This window comes from Noviherbaspirillum suwonense, assembly GCF_900182955.1.
Classification (GTDB): Bacteria; Pseudomonadota; Gammaproteobacteria; order Burkholderiales; family Burkholderiaceae_D; genus Noviherbaspirillum_A; species Noviherbaspirillum_A suwonense.
Genome location: NZ_FXUL01000001.1, coordinates 348,167 through 364,197, shown reverse-complemented (window position 1 = coordinate 364,197; position 16,031 = coordinate 348,167). Strand labels below are relative to the sequence as shown.

General features: G+C 65.6%; 17 protein-coding genes. 12 read left to right on the top strand and 5 right to left on the bottom strand.

Translation table 11 applies throughout. The features are described 5' to 3' along the window. Positions 1-229: 229 nt before the first annotated feature. A complete protein-coding gene (locus QOL82_RS01680; RefSeq protein WP_283440478.1) occupies positions 230-418 on the top strand; it encodes a hypothetical protein in 189 nt (62 codons plus the stop codon). 116 nt (positions 419-534) lie between these two features. Here the strand turns inward: QOL82_RS01680 and QOL82_RS01675 are convergent, their stop codons facing one another. Then, entirely contained in the window at positions 535-1,875 is a 1,341-nt protein-coding gene (locus QOL82_RS01675; RefSeq protein ID WP_283440477.1) for a sigma-54 dependent transcriptional regulator, read from the bottom strand. Positions 1,876-1,879: 4 nt separating this feature from the next. Then, positions 1,880-3,208, bottom strand: a complete 1,329-nt coding sequence (locus QOL82_RS01670) for an acetate kinase (RefSeq protein WP_283440476.1) — start codon at positions 3,206-3,208, stop codon at positions 1,880-1,882. Positions 3,209-3,880: 672 nt separating this feature from the next. Between QOL82_RS01670 and QOL82_RS01665 the strand changes: the two genes are divergently transcribed. The 4 genes from QOL82_RS01665 to QOL82_RS01650 all read left to right on the top strand — a co-directional run bounded on the left by QOL82_RS01665 (position 3,881) and on the right by QOL82_RS01650 (position 7,010). Next, positions 3,881-5,413, top strand: coding sequence for a hypothetical protein (locus QOL82_RS01665; RefSeq protein ID WP_283440475.1), 1,533 nt, complete (start codon positions 3,881-3,883; stop codon positions 5,411-5,413). Positions 5,414-5,502: 89 nt separating this feature from the next. Then, a complete protein-coding gene (locus QOL82_RS01660; protein ID WP_283440474.1) occupies positions 5,503-5,841 on the top strand; it encodes a hypothetical protein in 339 nt (112 codons plus the stop codon). Between the two features lie 9 nt (positions 5,842-5,850). Continuing rightward, positions 5,851-6,525 (top strand): C39 family peptidase, encoded by a 675-nt coding sequence (locus tag QOL82_RS01655; RefSeq protein ID WP_283440473.1) that lies wholly within the window; start codon positions 5,851-5,853, stop codon positions 6,523-6,525. After that, positions 6,525-7,010, top strand: coding sequence for a hypothetical protein (locus tag QOL82_RS01650; protein WP_283440472.1), 486 nt, complete (start codon positions 6,525-6,527; stop codon positions 7,008-7,010). Before QOL82_RS01655 ends, QOL82_RS01650 begins: the two co-directional genes overlap by 1 nt. A 47-nt stretch (positions 7,011-7,057) precedes the next feature. Here the strand turns inward: QOL82_RS01650 and QOL82_RS29355 are convergent, their stop codons facing one another. After that, positions 7,058-7,423, bottom strand: coding sequence for a flagellar export chaperone FliS (locus tag QOL82_RS29355; protein WP_488158806.1), 366 nt, complete (start codon positions 7,421-7,423; stop codon positions 7,058-7,060). A gap of 59 nt (positions 7,424-7,482) precedes the next feature. Here QOL82_RS29355 and sugE point away from each other — a divergent pair, with 59 nt between their 5' ends. Beyond that, a complete protein-coding gene (gene sugE / locus QOL82_RS01640) occupies positions 7,483-7,800 on the top strand; it encodes a quaternary ammonium compound efflux SMR transporter SugE (RefSeq protein ID WP_283440470.1) in 318 nt (105 codons plus the stop codon). A gap of 146 nt (positions 7,801-7,946) precedes the next feature. Here the strand turns inward: sugE and QOL82_RS01635 are convergent, their stop codons facing one another. Continuing rightward, entirely contained in the window at positions 7,947-10,259 is a 2,313-nt protein-coding gene (locus tag QOL82_RS01635) for an NADP-dependent malic enzyme (RefSeq protein WP_283440469.1), read from the bottom strand. A gap of 278 nt (positions 10,260-10,537) precedes the next feature. Here QOL82_RS01635 and QOL82_RS01630 point away from each other — a divergent pair, with 278 nt between their 5' ends. The 5 genes from QOL82_RS01630 to QOL82_RS01610 all read left to right on the top strand — a co-directional run bounded on the left by QOL82_RS01630 (position 10,538) and on the right by QOL82_RS01610 (position 14,221). Further along, a complete protein-coding gene (locus QOL82_RS01630; RefSeq protein WP_283440468.1) occupies positions 10,538-11,017 on the top strand; it encodes a rubrerythrin family protein in 480 nt (159 codons plus the stop codon). A gap of 46 nt (positions 11,018-11,063) precedes the next feature. Continuing rightward, the gene (locus QOL82_RS01625) at positions 11,064-11,228 is read left to right on the top strand and encodes a rubredoxin (RefSeq protein ID WP_283440467.1); all 165 of its coding nucleotides are present in this window, start codon (positions 11,064-11,066) and stop codon (positions 11,226-11,228) included. Between the two features lie 73 nt (positions 11,229-11,301). Further along, complete coding sequence (locus QOL82_RS01620) at positions 11,302-12,498, top strand: FAD-dependent oxidoreductase (RefSeq protein WP_283440466.1); 1,197 nt, start codon at positions 11,302-11,304, stop codon at positions 12,496-12,498. A gap of 218 nt (positions 12,499-12,716) precedes the next feature. After that, on the top strand, positions 12,717-13,691 hold the full coding sequence (thiL, locus tag QOL82_RS01615; protein ID WP_283440465.1) for a thiamine-phosphate kinase: 975 nt from the start codon (positions 12,717-12,719) through the stop codon (positions 13,689-13,691). Beyond that, a complete protein-coding gene (locus QOL82_RS01610) occupies positions 13,688-14,221 on the top strand; it encodes a phosphatidylglycerophosphatase A family protein (protein ID WP_283440464.1) in 534 nt (177 codons plus the stop codon). Before thiL ends, QOL82_RS01610 begins: the two co-directional genes overlap by 4 nt. A gap of 70 nt (positions 14,222-14,291) precedes the next feature. Here QOL82_RS01610 and QOL82_RS01605 read toward each other — a convergent pair whose 3' ends face one another. Beyond that, the gene (locus tag QOL82_RS01605; RefSeq protein ID WP_283440463.1) at positions 14,292-15,332 is read right to left on the bottom strand and encodes a TRAP transporter substrate-binding protein; all 1,041 of its coding nucleotides are present in this window, start codon (positions 15,330-15,332) and stop codon (positions 14,292-14,294) included. Positions 15,333-15,537: 205 nt separating this feature from the next. On the opposite strand from QOL82_RS01605, the gene QOL82_RS01600 reads away from it, so the two are divergent. After that, positions 15,538-16,020: a CinA family protein gene (locus QOL82_RS01600; RefSeq protein ID WP_283440462.1), complete on the top strand. Its 483-nt coding sequence runs from the start codon at positions 15,538-15,540 to the stop codon at positions 16,018-16,020. Positions 16,021-16,031 lie beyond the last annotated feature (11 nt).

Genomic DNA, 16,031 nt, shown 5'->3' with positions numbered 1-16,031 from the left:
CGAGGCAAGTCATTCTACTGTGGGCGGGAAACAATCGATCGATTAACCCTGTTGGAAGAAGGTTTGATCAAACCGCCGGGGCCGCGCCGGTGCGCAGGGAACGCGCGGCGTGGCCAGTGTAGCAATTCTTTAACATCTGGTGACAATCTAAACATATTAAGGGTAGCAAAAATGAACGGCCAGGCTTAAACTGAATTTCCGATGGGCACTATCCATTAGAGACATAGCCATGAATGCGCAGAAGAAAGAACTCAGCATGCGGACGCGGTTTTTTGTATCGGGCCTGGTTTGCCTGGTCATGGCCAGCGTGCTGTTCGGTGCCGCTTTTTCATCGGTCCTCCGGCTTTCCACTCCGGAACGGCCGGGGACGCAAGGCCAGGCCATCGTCAAGATGACGGACGCGCGACCGCGTTCCTGAAGCGGCCCGCTGCCCCTTTGCGCATGCATGCCGGCCGACGCCGGGATGCATGCGGCCGGATGTGCAAACCCCGCCTCGCACCCGGCGGATGACATTGCCCAGGCCAGCGCCGGCGCTTACTTCATATCCAGCGCGATCCCGTGTTTTTCCATCAGCCGGTACAGCGTCATCCGCGACACCCCGAGTTCGCGCGCCGCCTGCGACACATTGCGGCCGACCCGCTGCAGGCTGAGGTGTATCGCCTCCCGCTCGGCCTCGGTGCGCGCGCTGTCCAGGCCGACCTGGATACGGGCCGGCTCCCCGGCCAACCCCAGGTCCACCGCGGCGATCAGCCGCCGGTCCGTCATCACCACCGCCCTCTGCACCCGGTTGAACAGTTCACGCACATTGCCCGGCCAGTCATGGGCCATCATCGCCGCCAGCGCCTGCTGGCTGAAGCCTTCGAGCCGGCTGGAGGTGTCGGCGACGCATTGCCTGAAGAAATGCTCGGCCAGCATCGTGATGTCGCCCTTGCGCTCGCGCAGCGGCGGCACCACGACCGTCAGCACATTGAGCCGATAGAACAGGTCCTGCCGGAAGCGCCCGGCCGCCACCGCCTTTTCCAGGTTCAGGTGGGACGCGGCCACCACCCGCGCATCGACCCGGATGCTGCGCGCCGAACCGACCCGGCTGATGGTCTTTTCCTGCAGGAAGCGCAGCAGGTTGATCTGCAGGTCCAGGCTGAGGTCGCCGATCTCATCGAGGAAGATGGTGCCGCCGTTGGCCGCCTCGATCAGCCCGCGCCGCTCGCTGACCGCGCCGGTGAACGAGCCGCGTTCATGGCCGAACAGTTCCGAGTGCACCAGCGACGGCGAAATGGCGCCGCAGTTGACTGCGATGAACGGACCATCGGCGCGCGCGGAGATGCGGTGGATCGCCTGCGCCGCAAGCTCCTTGCCGCTGCCGCTTTCGCCGCCGATCAGCACCGGCGCATTGTTGGCGGCGACCTTGCGGATATGCCAGCGCAGCTGCGCGATGCCGGTGCTCGCGCCGACCATGCCCAGGCTGTCGTTGACCCGGGTGCTGCCGGCCTGCTCGGCGCGCAGCAGCGCCCGGCCGTACGCATGGCCGACCGTATGGGCCAGGTGCGCCAGGTCGACCGGCAGGGTGTGGTAGTCGAACAGGTAATTCAGCACGAGGTCGCGCAGCGGCGCATTGCGCAGCGCGCTCGGGCCGCATACGCCTATCCACTCGGCCTGCCGCCAGTAGCGCATGCAGGCTTCGATATCGGCCAGCTGCGCCAGCGGCGCCTGGCGCATCAGCAGCAGGCAGACCAGCGGCTGCGGCGGCGCCTGCCGCTGCAGCTGGCGGGCGGCCGGCAGGTCGGTCGCCACCTGCACGTCCCAGCCGGCGTCGCGCAGGTGCGCGGCGATCGCGCCGGGGTCCTCGTCCAATGCGATGATGTTTAGTTTGCGCATCACATTACAGCGACATCGGCATGCGCAAGGTCAGCGTCAGGTCCGGCGTGTCGCGCGTGAGCCCGGCGCCGACCGACACGTTGAACGAGGTCTTGTCGCTGTAGCGGTAGGCGTAACCCAGGAGCATGGTCGCCAGGTTGGTCCGCACCGAGCCCGGCACCGTCACCCCGTTCTGCTTGGTGCGGCCGACGGAGTTGATGTCGAAGCCCAGGCTGAACGAGGACTTGTCGTTGAGCGCCAGGCCCATGCCGAAATTCATGCCCAGGATCGGGCCCGGCTCGACGGTGCCGATGAACTCGGACTCGCCGTTGAGCACGCGCCGGCTGATGTCGGTCCGCTTGAAGTTATGGGTGTAGCTGAAGCTGCCGAAGAACACCGCCGGGTCGGACGGGAACAGCCAGGTCAGGCCCGGCTGCAGCGAGTAGAAACCCGAACCGGTGGGCAGGTCGATCGGCAGCCCGGTGCCGCTGGTGTTGCCGATGCAGCGGGTCACGCAGTCGGTCACCACCTCGAACGGGTCCTTGCCGGTGCGGCTCTTGAACCGCAGCGAGCCGATCATGTAGGGCCGGGTCGCGCCGCCGTCGTTGAGCTGGTAGCGGCCGGTCACCTCGATGTCGCCGATGCCCTTGCCGCTGGTGTCGAACGCCGACTCGCTGGCGCTGCCGGTGAATATCTCCCGGCTGATCGCGGAGTCCGACCGGTACACATAGGGCAGCCTGGCCTCGATTTCAAAGCGGTTGGTCAAGCCGAATCGGCCGGTCAGCGCACCGGTGAACGTGTGCCGCTTGACTTCGCGGACATCGACCAGGCCGATCAGCAGCGCCGGGATGACCGTGTAGCCGACCAGCGCAACCCGGTTGTTGGAGGAATAGCCGTATTGCAGCGAAGGTTCGAACACCATCTTGCCGCGCGGCGTCAGCACGCCGGGTTGTTCGAACAGCGGTGCGATGGTGCGGGTTTCCGCATTGGGAGCCGTGCCCACCTGGACTTGCCGCGGTCCTTCGGCCGCGCCGGCCTGCGCCGTCTGCACCGTGGCCACCGGCGCTGCCGGCTCCGCGCCCCCGCCCGCAGCCGGCCCGGTGCCCCTGGCATTGGCCAGGTAGTCCAGGCCCAGCGCCTTGCGGATATCGCCGTTCCGCGCCTCCTGTTCGGCAATTGCGCGTTTCAGTTTTTCCAGTTCCCTGCTCTGCAGTTCCACCTGCCGGCGCAACATGCCCAGCTCCGCGGTCTCGGGCGTGTTGTCGGCAAGTTGCTGCGCGTAGGCCAATTCACTGGAAAGCGCGAGCACTGAACAAGCTGCCGCCCCGATGATGAAGGCATTCTTTTTTTTCACACTTTGTCTCCAAGGTGCCGATCTTAGTTTTATGCAACTATTTTTGGTGTCTCATCCTGATGCAGCAATGACGAATATATAACAAAAAAAACCGGACCGGCCTTGAAACTTGACCCTTTTGGCAACTATTTTGTGAATAATTAAACAATGGAAACAGATCAACTTCAGGCATCCTCGGCTAATTCTTTTCGAAAATCCCACTAAATTTTCTCTCTGGAAAATCCTGTCACATGGATGTGACAGCCATGCATAGAGGCCCTTGCCTGCTGGCGCTTGTCTGGCCTCATAGGGAGATATGCGGAAAACGCGCCGCCGCGATTGCCGGAGACTCCCGTCATCGATAAATGTTGTCACGCTGGCGTTACACCCATCTTTCGCTATCCGTCCGTGTTTTCATCCATGCCGTCCACGCTGACAGAACGCGCGGCAGTCCGGAACGCCTTGGAGGTGTCAGCAAGCTGTTACACCTTTGGCATCGATCGTCGACTTTTTCAGGCACTGCGACCTCTGACGCCGCTGCCGCGCATTGCGCTGAATTCCAGTTTTCATAGCAAAAAGATATCGCTGAATGCAATTTGAGGCCGTGTGGCACCATTTTTGCAAAGAGCATTCGTTGTTGGCTGATTGCCAACACGACCTGAACTTGCCCTGAACTAAAATAATGGAGAACGTATGAACAAGTCTTTATTGGCGACCGCAATCGCCTTGGCCTTCGGCGTCGGCGGCCAGGCTTACGCCAACCCCGTCAACAATGGCAGCGACGGCACGACAACGTCCACAACCGGCAGCCAGACGGCGACGGCGACATCGACGCAGAGCGGCGGGGCCAGTCCGCAGGCGAACGAGAATTCGACGGCAACGCTGGACAGCCGCACCAACCAGGGATCGGGCGCGGCAACGGCCAGCGCGGCACGCAGCGCAACCACCAATAACGGCGCGACCTCCACCTTCACCAATGCGTTCAATGTGGCCACCGCCACCGCGACGAGCAGCCTGACGGGCACGGTGACGGGGAACACCATCAGCAACATCGGCAATGTCGCCACCAATAGCGGCACGGCCAACGGCGCAGTCGGCGGCGTGGGCACCGGCGGCAACGGCGCAGGCGGCACCGCCTCCGGCACCGGCGGCAATGGCGCCGCATCCACCGCCGGCAACGGCGCGGTCGGCGCCGTCGGCGGCTCTGCCACCAACGGCAGCGCGACCAACGGCGGCAGCACGGCCGGCGCAGGCGGCGCAGGCGGCACGGCCTCCAATGCGGGCAGCGGCGCGGGCGGCGCAGGCGGTGCGGGTGGCGCCGGCGGCGCAGGCGGCGCAGGCGGCCTGGTCACCAGCGGCGCAGGCGGCGGCGGCGGCGCCAGCGGCACGGCGACCGGGGCCAATGGCGCATCGTCCGGCAGCACCGGCGGCCAGACGGGCGGCGCAAGCGGCCTGGCAACCGGCGGCGGCGGCGGCGCAGGCGGCGCGGGCGCTGCGGGCGGCGCAGGCAATGGCGGCGCAGTAACCGCAAGCAATGGTCCTAGCGGCGGCAATGGCGGCAATGGCGGCACGATCACATCGGGCGGCGCAGGCGGCAGCGCTACTTCCGGCACCAATGCCGGCACTGGCGGCACCACCACCACCGGCAGCGGCGGCAATGGCGCATCGGCCGGCGCAGGCGGCTCCGGCACCACCGGCGCGGGCGGCGCAGCCACGGCGGCATCGAGCGGCGCGGGCGGCTCCGGCGGCACGGCAACCTCGGGCGCGGGCGGCAACGGCGCAGCAAGCGGCAGCGCCACCAGCACGGCCGGCAATGGCGCAGCGGGCGCCGCAGGCGGCAATGGCGGCGGCAGCGGCGCGGCGACCAACACGGCCGGCAACGGCGCAGCGGGCGGCCAGTCGACCAACGGCAGCGCGACCAATGGCAGCGCGACCGCGGGTAACGGCGGCGCAGGCGGCGCAGGCGGTGCCGGTGGTGCGGGCGGTGCAGGCGGCTCGGCCGGCACCCAGACCGCGCAAGGCGGCACCGGCGGCGTCGGCAACGGCGGCGTGGGCGGCGCAGGCGGCACCAACACCGTCAATGCCGGCACCTTCAACATGTCCAATGCCATGTCCAGCGTCGGCCAGTCGGCCGCAGGCATCATGGTGGCAAGCCAGAACAGCGGCCTGTCCAGCCTGATCCAGCAAAGCGTCAACGTCCAGGCCAACCTGAACGTCGGACGCTGATCGTACGGAGCGCTGCCGGCCCACGCCCGCAAGGGCTGGCGGCCGGCGGCGCTCCGCGTTGCCTGGAACAGGAATAATAAGGAGACACCATGCGACATGTACGCGTATTCATGCTGGCGCTGTCCGCCCTCGCGGCCTTGCCCGGCGCGGCGCTGGCGCAGGACGACGCCCCGGCCATCGCAGGCTTCGGCCCGGCGCTGGCAAGCGACAGCCTGGCGGATTTCCGCGGCGGCAGCGAACTGGCGAGCAGCGAGATGCGGCTGGCCGGCACCACCGCGGAAAACGCCGCGACCAACGTCGTCACCGGCGCCAACAGCATCAGCGCCGGCTCGTTTGCCAACATGAGCGGCATCCCGGTGGTCATTCAGAACTCGGGCGCCAATGTGCTGATCCAGAATGCCACCATCGTCAACCTCCAGCTGAACTGAGGCCGGACCATGAGGCATTGCATGCTGCTATGCGGCGCGGTCCTGCTGGGCGGCCTGGCGCATGGCGCCGACCTGCCCGCGCTGGGCGGCGTCCAGTACTCGGTGCCGGTCAAGAGCATCAAGGAAATACGCCGCGCGTCGACCATGCTGCAGCAATACGACTTCAGCTGCGGCTCGGCGGCGCTGGCCACCCTGCTCACCCACCATTACGGTTACCCGGCCAATGAGCGCGCCATTTTCGAGGACATGTATGCGCGCGGCGACCAGCAGAAGATCCGCAAGGAAGGCTTTTCGCTGCTGGACATGAAAAACTTCCTGGAAGCGCGCGGCTTTCGCGCCGACGGCTTCCAGCAGCCGCTGGAGAAGCTGGCGGAAGCCGGCATTCCGGCCATCGTGCTGATCAGCGAGAACGGCTACAACCATTTCGTGGTGATCAAGGGAATGCGCGGCGACCGCATCCTGCTGGGCGACCCGGCCAGCGGCACCCGGGTCATGCCGCGGACGCTGTTTGAAAACGTCTGGAAAAACAAGCTGCTGTTCGTCGTTCACAACCACGTCGAGCAGGCGCGGTTCAATGACGCGTCGGACTGGAATGCCGCGCCGCTGGCGCCGCTGGCCAGCGGCGTGGGGCGCGACAGCCTGTCGAACATCACGCTGCCGAAGTTCGGCCCGGGGGACTTCTGATGCGCGCCGCTCCCCTCCTGGCATTGGGCCTGTGCCTGTCGCTGGCGGCAGGCCGCGCCGCCGCCGACGCGCCGCTCTGGACCGCGGTCGAGGACAGCACGCTCGAGTCGATGCGCGGCGGCTTCGACTTCGGCAACGGCCTGACCGTGTCCTTCGGCATCGAACGGGCGGTGTACATCAATGGCGCGCTGGTGACCAGCACCACGGTCAATGTCGGCGACCTTGCGCGCGTCACGCCGGAACAGGCGGCCCTGGTCACACGCCAGGCCGCGGCAATCAACCTGGTGCAGAACGGACCGGGCAATGCGTCTGCCCTGACGGGCAGCGACCTCGCCACCCCGGGCACGGTGATCCAGAACACGCTGAGCAACCAGAACATCCAGAGCCAGACCATCATCAACGCCAGCAGCAATGCGATGGGCCTGATGAAGACGCTCAACACGCTGACATCGATGCGCGAGGCGTTGGGCAACAGCGTGCGTTAGCGGCGGCGATGCGCGCCGGCCGCTGATAAGCTTCCTGCCAGCCGCTATCAGGCTGCGCACGCCTGCAGCCGCTGGGCGGCGCCGCCGGACTTCGCCAGGCTGGAGCGGAAGCCGTCTTCGATGATCCGTATCGTCCTGGAAATGGCGCGTCCCTTGGCGGCGATATTCTTCGCCTGCGTTTCAACCCGCGCAATGGCCAGCGACGTCAGCGCGCCGTCGAACAGCATCAGGATCGGCTTGTGCGGCCCGGCTGCGGCCACGCCGGTTTCCAGGCCCAGGCTGGCATGGACATTGGCCGGCCATGAGGCTTTGGCAATGTCCGGTCCGGTCCGATCCGACGCAAGGAAAATGCCTCTGCTGCCTCTGCAGTAAGCCGGTGGGTGATAAAGTCGGACGCTTGCATAACAAGGCATGCGAACGCTGTTCGGTGCATTCCCTTGCCTGAACTATTCAGCTGCTCACCACGATCATCATGAACTGGACCCTACTCTTCATCGCCGGCCTGCTCGAAGTCGCCTGGGCCATCGGCCTCAAGTACACCGAAGGCTTCACCCGTCTCTGGCCCAGCATCGGCACCGCCGCCGCGATGCTGGCCAGCGTCGGCCTCCTGGGCATCGCGATGCGCGACCTGCCGGTCGGCACGGCCTATGCGGTATGGGTGGGCGTCGGCGCGGTCGGCACCGTGGTGCTCGGGATCGTGCTGTTCGGGGAGTCGGCCAGCCTGGCCAGGCTGCTGAGCGTGGGTCTGATCGTCGCGGGCATCATCGGCCTGAAGCTGGCCGGGGAATAAGGGACGGCGTCCTGCCGCCTCGCCGGCGGCGCCCGGGCTGCCCGGATGCGGCTGCCGCGTCGCTTGCTGAGAGCGCATCGACGGTGGCGCGGGCGGACGAAAAAAAACCGCTACCAGGGTAGCGGTCGGATAAGACTAAACGGCAATCAGCGCTCGTACACCGCGTCGACCACGCACAGCGCGGTCATGTTGACGATGCGCCTGACCGTTGCCGACGGCGTCAGGATATGCACCGGCTTCGCGCAGCCCAGCAGCACCGGCCCGATCGCGATGCCGTTGCCGGCAGTCGTCTTGAGCAGGTTGTAGGCGATGTTGGCCGCGTCGATGTTGGGCATCACCAGCAGGTTGGCTTCGCCGGTGAGCGTGGTGTCGGGCATGGTGCGCTTCAGCAGCGCGCCGTTGAGCGCGGTGTCGCCATGCATCTCGCCGTCCACTTCCAGGTCCGGCGCCAGTTCGCGCAGCAGCGCCAGCGCGGTGCGCATCTTCCTCGCCGACTCGCTGTTGCTCGTGCCGAAGTTGGAGTGCGACAAGAGCGCTACCCGTGGCGCCAGGCCGAACCGGCGCATTTCCTCGGCCGCCAGCATCGTGATTTCGGCGATCTGCTCGGCGGTCGGGTTTTCGTTCACATGGGTGTCGACCAGCACGACCTGCCGGTCCTGCATGATCAGGCCGTTCATCGCCGCGTACACATTGACGCCCTCGCGCTTGCCCAGCACATGGTCGATGTAGCGCAGGTGGACGTCGGTGGTGCCATAGGTGCCGCAGATCATGCCGTCGGCGTCGCCCTTGTGGACCATCATCGCGCCGATCAGCGTATGGCGGCGGCGCATTTCCAGCTTCGCATACTGCTGGCTGATGCCTTTACGGACGGTCATCGACAGGTAGGTTTCCCAGTAGTCGCGGAAACGCTCGTCGTATTCGGGATTGATCACCTCGAAGTCCACGCCCGGGCGCAGGCGCAGGCCGAATTTCTGGATGCGCTGCTCCAGGATGGCCGGGCGGCCGACCAGGATGGGCTTGGCCAGCGTCTCGTCGACCACGACCTGCACCGCGCGCAGGACTTTCTCTTCCTCGCCCTCGGCATAGACGATGCGCTTGCGCTCCGCCGGCGCCTTCTTCGCAATCGCGAAGATCGGCTTCATGAATGTGCCGCTGCGATAAACGAACTGCTGCAGCCGCTCGGCATAGGCCTGCATGTCGGTGATCGGCCGCGCCGCAACGCCGCCCTCTTCGGCCGCCTTGGCGACGGCCGACGCGATCTTGTTCATCAGCCGCGGGTCGAACGGCATCGGAATGATGTAGTCCGGGCCGAAGGACAGGTTGGTGATGCCGTAGGTGGTGGCGACGATATCGGACTGCTCGGCTTGTGCGAGTTCGGCAATCGCATGGACCGACGCGATTTCCATTTGCCGGGTGATCGTCGTTGCGCCGCAATCGAGCGCACCGCGGAAGATGTAGGGGAAGCACAGCACGTTGTTGACCTGGTTCGGATAATCCGAACGGCCGGTCGCGATCACGGCGTCGCTGCGCACCGCCTTCACTTCCTCCGGCAGGATTTCCGGGGTCGGGTTGGCCAGCGCCAGGATCAGCGGGCGCGGCGCCATCTGCATGACCATTTCCTGCTTCAGCACGCCGCCGGCGGACAGGCCAAGGAAGATGTCGGCGCCGGCGATGACCTCGGACAGGCTGCGCTGTTCGGTCGGCTGCGCGAACCGGGCCTTGTCCGGGTCCATCAGCTCGACGCGGCCGGTATAGACCACGCCGGCCAGGTCGGTCACCCAGATGTTTTCCAGCGGGAAGCCAAGGTCGACGATCAGGTCCAGGCAGGCCAGCGCCGCGGCGCCGGCGCCGCTGACGACCAGCTTGCATTCCTTGATGTCCTTGCCGACGACCTTCAGGCCGTTCAGGATGGCCGCGCCGACGATGATGGCGGTGCCGTGCTGGTCGTCGTGGAAGACCGGGATCTTCATCCGCTCGCGCAGCTTGCGTTCTATATAGAAGCACTCCGGCGCCTTGATGTCTTCCAGGTTCACGCCGCCGAAGGTCGGCTCCAGCGAGGCAATGATGTCGCACAGCTTGTCGGGATCGGTTTCATTGATCTCGATATCGAACACGTCGATGCCAGCAAACTTCTTGAACAGCACGCCCTTGCCCTCCATCACCGGCTTGGACGCGAGCGGCCCGATATTGCCCAGGCCCAGCACCGCGGTGCCGTTGGTGATGACCGCGACCAGGTTGCCGCGGGCGGTGTAGCGGAAGGCATTGGCCGGATCGACGACGATTTCCTCGCAGGCCGCCGCCACGCCAGGCGTGTAGGCCAGCGCCAGGTCGCGCTGGTTGGTCAGTTGCTTGGTGGGGGTGACGCTGATTTTTCCGGGGGTGGGAAACTCGTGGTATTCGAGCGCGGCTTGCCGCAGTTGCTGGCGAATCTGTTCTTTCTGGTCATTCGGCATATCCATCTGCGGCCTTCCTGTGAATTCTTACGGAAAGCTGGCGATTCTAGCAGACCGTTCATCACATAACTAATAGGTGTTTATACGAACAGATTAGTAGTTACACCAATCTCTCCAGCCTTGTTATTGACATATTAGCTTTACTTTACGACATCCACACTATCCGTTATCGGGCATCGAATGCTATCCCTGCGATAAGCACAATCAATTTCCAGAAATCATTAACTTTAGCTATTATCCATCCCAAGCCGATTTATTAAATTTATCTTCAACAGGAGCACATCATGGCCGACAACAATTCCGTCACCATCCAGAACCTCGAAGCCGCCTTTGCTGGCGAATCGATGGCGCACATCAAATACCGTTATTTCGCCAAGCTGGCCCGCGCCGCCGGCGCCGAGGATGTCGCACAGATTTTCGAGGCGACCGCGGACCAGGAAGTCATGCATGCGTTCGGTCATTTGGACCTGCTTTATCCAAAGGCTAAAATGACGCCTGCCAAGGCGCTGGAAATCGCCATCGAGGGTGAAACCTACGAATACACCGAGATGTATCCGAAATTCCGGCACCTGGCCGTGGAGGAAGGCAATTCCGCAGCGGTCGCGGAATTCGACGAGCAGATCGCCGAGTCGAAGGAACATGCGGAGAATTTCCGTCGCACGCTGGAAATGGCCGCCAAGCGTTTCGCTGCGCTGGCCAAGGTCGAGGAGCGTCATGCAAATCATTACCGCGATGCGCTGAACGCACTCGAAAAGGCAGCCTGAAGGCATCGCCAGTCATTGAATCTTTTTTAGAAAACAAGGGAAAACCATGAAGTCCTACCAATGCGTCGTCTGCGGTTTCATTTATGACGAGAACGTCGGCATGCCGGAAGACGGCATTCCAGCCGGCACCCGCTGGAGCGATATCCCGGAAAACTGGGAATGCCCGGACTGCGGCGTTTCCAAGGCCGATTTCGATATGGTCGAACTCTGATACGACCGGCGTGCGCTGCGCGCCACCCCGGCCCGCGCCGGGGTGGCGCTTGTTTTTTGTCCAAGGAAAACCAATGAGACCGATCATCATCATCGGCGCCGGCATGGCCGGCTACACTGCCGCCCGCGAGCTGCGCAAGCTCGACAAGACCGTTCCGCTGACCATCGTCACCGCCGACGATGGCGGCTTTTATTCCAAGCCGATGCTGTCGAACGCCTATGCGCAAAACAAGCTGCCCACGCAGCTGGTGACCCAGACGGCGACCCAGCTGGCTGCGCAGCTCGACGCCACCATCATGACCGGGACCCGGGTCGAGCGGCTCGACACCGCGGGCAGGAAGCTGGTGACGGACAAGGGCGAGCTGGACTATGACAAGCTGGTCTTCGCGGTGGGCGCGCATCCGATCCGGCTGCCGCTCGAGGGCGACGCGGCCGACCAGGCGATGTCGGTCAACCACGTCGAGGATTACGTGCGCTTTCGCCAGCAGCTTGACGCGACCGAAGCCGGCCGCAGGGCGCGCGTGACCATACTCGGCGCGGGCCTGATCGGGTGCGAATTCGCTGACGATCTCGCCGGCGGCGGCCATGCGGTGACATTGATCGATCCCAATCCGCTGCCGCTGGCCGCGCTGGCCGCGCCGGCGCTGTCCGAGGGCTTGCAGGCGTCGCTGACCGAACGCGGTGTCGACCTGCGGCTGGGCACCACGGCCAGCCGGGTCGAGCGCGGCGACGGCGGCCTGAATCTGACGCTCGCCAATGGCGCGACCGTGCAGACCGACATCCTGCTGTCCGCGGTCGGCCTGCGGCCCAGCACCACGCTGGCGGCGACCAGCGGCCTGACCGTCAACCGCGGCATCGTGGTCGACAGCTACGGCCGCAGCAGCGCGCCCGACGTCTATGCGCTGGGCGACTGCGCCGAATACACCGAGGCCGATGGCGCGACCCGGATCATGCCGTATATCGCGCCGCTGATGAATGCGGCCAGGGCGATTGCCCGCACGCTGACCGGGACGCCGACCGCGATCGACCTGAAACCGTCGGCCGTCATCGTCAAGACGCCCTGCTACCCGCTGGCCCTGGTGCCGCCGCCGCAAAAAAGCGTGGCGCAAGGGAGCTGGGCTACGGCGCGTGACGACAAGCGCACCATTTGCCGTTTCTATGATGCGGATGGCCTGATGGCCGGCTTCGGCATGTCGCACCATGACGCGGCAGGCAGGCAGGCGCTGATGGCGGAACTCGGCAAGCCCCGGGACGCTGCGCCCGGCGCCTGATGGATCGCGGCTGGCGGCTGGCCGCTGGCCGATCATTGTTTAGGGTTTAGGGCTTACGGCTGGCGACCGATGGCTGGGAATATACCTCTGACAGTTGACGGCCGGACGCCGGTCCGCGGCGCTCGACCGCCGGCATCCGCCCCACAGGCAGCCGCACGGCGCCGCCGGCCTGCGCGGCACGACGCGGTCTGCCCGCCCGGCCTTGGGTACAATCCGGCATGCTCTCCGAATTCAGTCTCATCTCCCGTTACTTCGACCGTCCGCCGCGCGCCAACGGCAATGCCGAACTGGGCATAGGCGACGACTGCGCGCTGCTGCGCACCGCGCCCGGCATGCTGACGGCCATTTCGTCGGACATGCTGGTGGAAGGACGCCACTTTTTCGCCGGCGCCGATCCCCGGCTGCTGGGCCATAAGAGCCTGGCGGTCAACCTGTCCGACCTGGCCGCCATGGGCGCGCAACCGCTGGGCTTCACGCTCGCGCTGGCCCTGCCGGCAGCGGACGAAGCATGGCTTGCGCCCTTCGCCGACGGCCTGTTCGCGCTGGCCGACCGGCACGGCTGCGAACTGATAGGCGGCGATACGACCAGGGGACCGCTGACCATCTGCATCACCATTTTCGGCGCGGTGCCGCCCGGCCAGGCATTGCGCCGCGACGCCGCCCGGCCCGGCGACGACATCTGGGTGTCCGGCTCGCTGGGCGACGCCCGGCTGGCGCTGGCCGGATACCGGAACGAACTCGCGCTGGACGCAGCCGATCTCGCCGCCGCCGCCGTGCGCATGCATGCGCCCGAGCCGCGTGTCGCACTGGGACTGGCGCTGCGCGGCCTCGCGCATGCGGCAATCGACATCTCGGACGGCTTTGCCGGCGACCTCGCGCACATCCTCGAACGTTCAGCCGTGGGCGCCACGGTGGACGTCGATGCGCTTCCCGCCGGCTCCATGCTCGCCAGGCAGCCGCAGCCGCTGCGCCGGCAGTATGCGCTGGCCGGCGGCGACGACTACGAACTCTGCATCACGGCGCCGCGCAGCCGGCGCGCCGACGTGCAGGCCGCCGCGGCCCACGTCGGCTGTGCGATGACGCTGGTCGGGACGATAGACGCCAGCCCCGGCCTGCGGCTGGTAGACCACCTGGGCGCGCCGCTGGCGCTGCAGGCCGCGTCCTTCGACCACTTCGCGATGCCGCCGTCATGACGCCGGCGCCCAGGTCTTCCACGCCCGTGCCCGGCGGGCGCAGCATGCTGCAGTTCATGCGCCGTCATCCGGCGCACCTGCTCGCGCAGGGCTTTGGCAGCGGCCTTTCGCCCATCATGCCGGGCACCAGCGGCACGCTGTTCGGCTGGGCGTCCTTTGTCGCGCTCACCACCGCATGGCCAGCCTGGTTCTCGCCGCTGCACTGGGCATGGATCATCGTGGCCGGATTCGCCGTCGGCACCTGGGCATGCGGGAAAACCGGCCGCGACATGGGCGTGTCCGACCATGGAAGCATGGTGTGGGACGAGATCATCGCCTTCTGGCTGGTGATGCTGTTCGTCATGCCGGCAGGCTTTGGCACGCAGCTAGGGGCGTTCGTCCTGTTCCGTTTCTTCGACATGGTCAAGCCGCCGCCGATCAAATACTTCGACCGCCACGTCAAGGGCGGTTTCGGCGTCATGTGGGACGACATCGTTGCCGCGTTCTACACGCTGCTGGTGATTGCGCTGTGGCGGGCCGGCGCGTCATAGGAACCCCGTGAGGCCATGAGCCCATGAGCGCATCGGCCCCCAGTCCACGCGGCCGCGACGCGGCGGCAGCTTACTTCAGCGACCTCTCGGTCGTGTACTTCAGCAATACCTGCAGCTCGGTCGGACCCGCCTTCTTCAGCCATTCGCGCGCGACGGTTTCGCCGATGCGGTCAAGGTAGCTGCGGATCATGAAATCCATGCCGGCGACCTTCATCCGGTTGGCGGACAGCTGCTTTTCCTGGCCAAGGTCGCTTTCCTGGCTCATCTGCCAGCCCCGCGCTTCAGCCACCTTGGCCGCGTCCAGCACGACCTTCCGGTCGCCCGCCGTCAGCCGGCCGAATGTGTCCCTGCGCAGGAACACCATGTTCTTGGGCAGCCAGGCATTGACCTTGTAGTAATGGTTCATTGCGCGCCAGGCCTTGGTGTCGACACCGGTTCCGCTCGACGTCAGCATCAGCTCGACCCGCTTCGCCGCGATGGCCTTCGCGAGGTCGACCGCCTGCACGCTCACGGTGCGCGCCCCGACCAGTTCGGCAATGCGCTCGGTGGTCGGGTTGTAGACGCGCATCGCCCGGCCGCTGAAGTCCCGGATGGTCTCGACCGGTTCGCTCGAATACAGGTTCTGGGGCGGCCATGGCACCGCGTAGAGCACCATCAGGTCCCGCTGGGCCATCGCCTTTTCCACCGCCGGGCGCGCGGCGGTCCACATGCGCCTTGCATCGTCGTAGCCGGACACGATGAAGGGCAGCGAATCCATGCCGAACAACAGTTCCTCCTTCTGGAGGCTGGACATGATGACCTCGCCCGCCTCGGTCTTGCCGCTGCGCACGCCGCTGAAAATCTCGGTCGGCTTCACGAGGCGCCCGCCGGAATGCACACGGATGTTCACCCGCCCCTCGCTGGCGGTCCTGACATCGTCGGCGAACTGCTGGATGTTGCGGGTATGGAAGTTGTCCGGCGCGTACGCCGTGGCGAGGTCGATGTCGATTGCGGCTGGCGCGGGCGTGGCGGCCGGCGGCGGGGGCGAGGGCTGCGCAGCGAAGGCCGGCATCGGGATGGAAAGCGGGAGGCAGATGGTAAGCCGGAGCAATAGCGTCGTGATCGTATTCATGGGCCCGCCAGGTGAGTGATCGTGTAACTAATGGTTACAAAGCGCTGGCGGATTATAAAATGTTTGGACGTCAATACAATCCCGGAATCAAAACACTTTCATAACAATTCACGGCGGGCCGGCGCATCAAACGCCGGGACCGGGTGGTAAAGTAAAACCCACCGGGGAGACGGCCTTTTATCGAAATTCGAGAACAGGAGACAACATGAAAGACATCAATGCGCTTGCAGAACAGGTAGGCATCGTGCTTCAGTCGCAGCGGCTGATGCTGGCGACGGCGGAGTCCTGCACGGGCGGCGGCGTGGCCCAGGCGGTGACCGAGATTGCCGGGTCGTCGGGCTGGTTCGAATGCGGCTTCATCACCTATTCGAACGCGTCCAAGACCGACATGCTGGACGTGTCCGAGGGGCTGATCGTCCGCTATGGCGCGGTCAGCGACGAGGTGGCGACAGCGATGGCCGAAGGCGCGCTGGCCAACAGCAATGCGACGATCACGCTGTCGACGACCGGGATCGCCGGACCCGGCGGCGCGGTGCCGGGCAAGCCGGTCGGCACGATCTGCTTCGCCTGGGCGATGGGACACCGGACCTACAGCGAGCGCAAGGTGTTTGCAGGAGACCGGCATGCGGTGCGCGAGCAGACGGTCGCCCATGCGCTGTCCGGCCTGCTGCGCTTCCTGGAACAGTAAGCGCGGCGCCG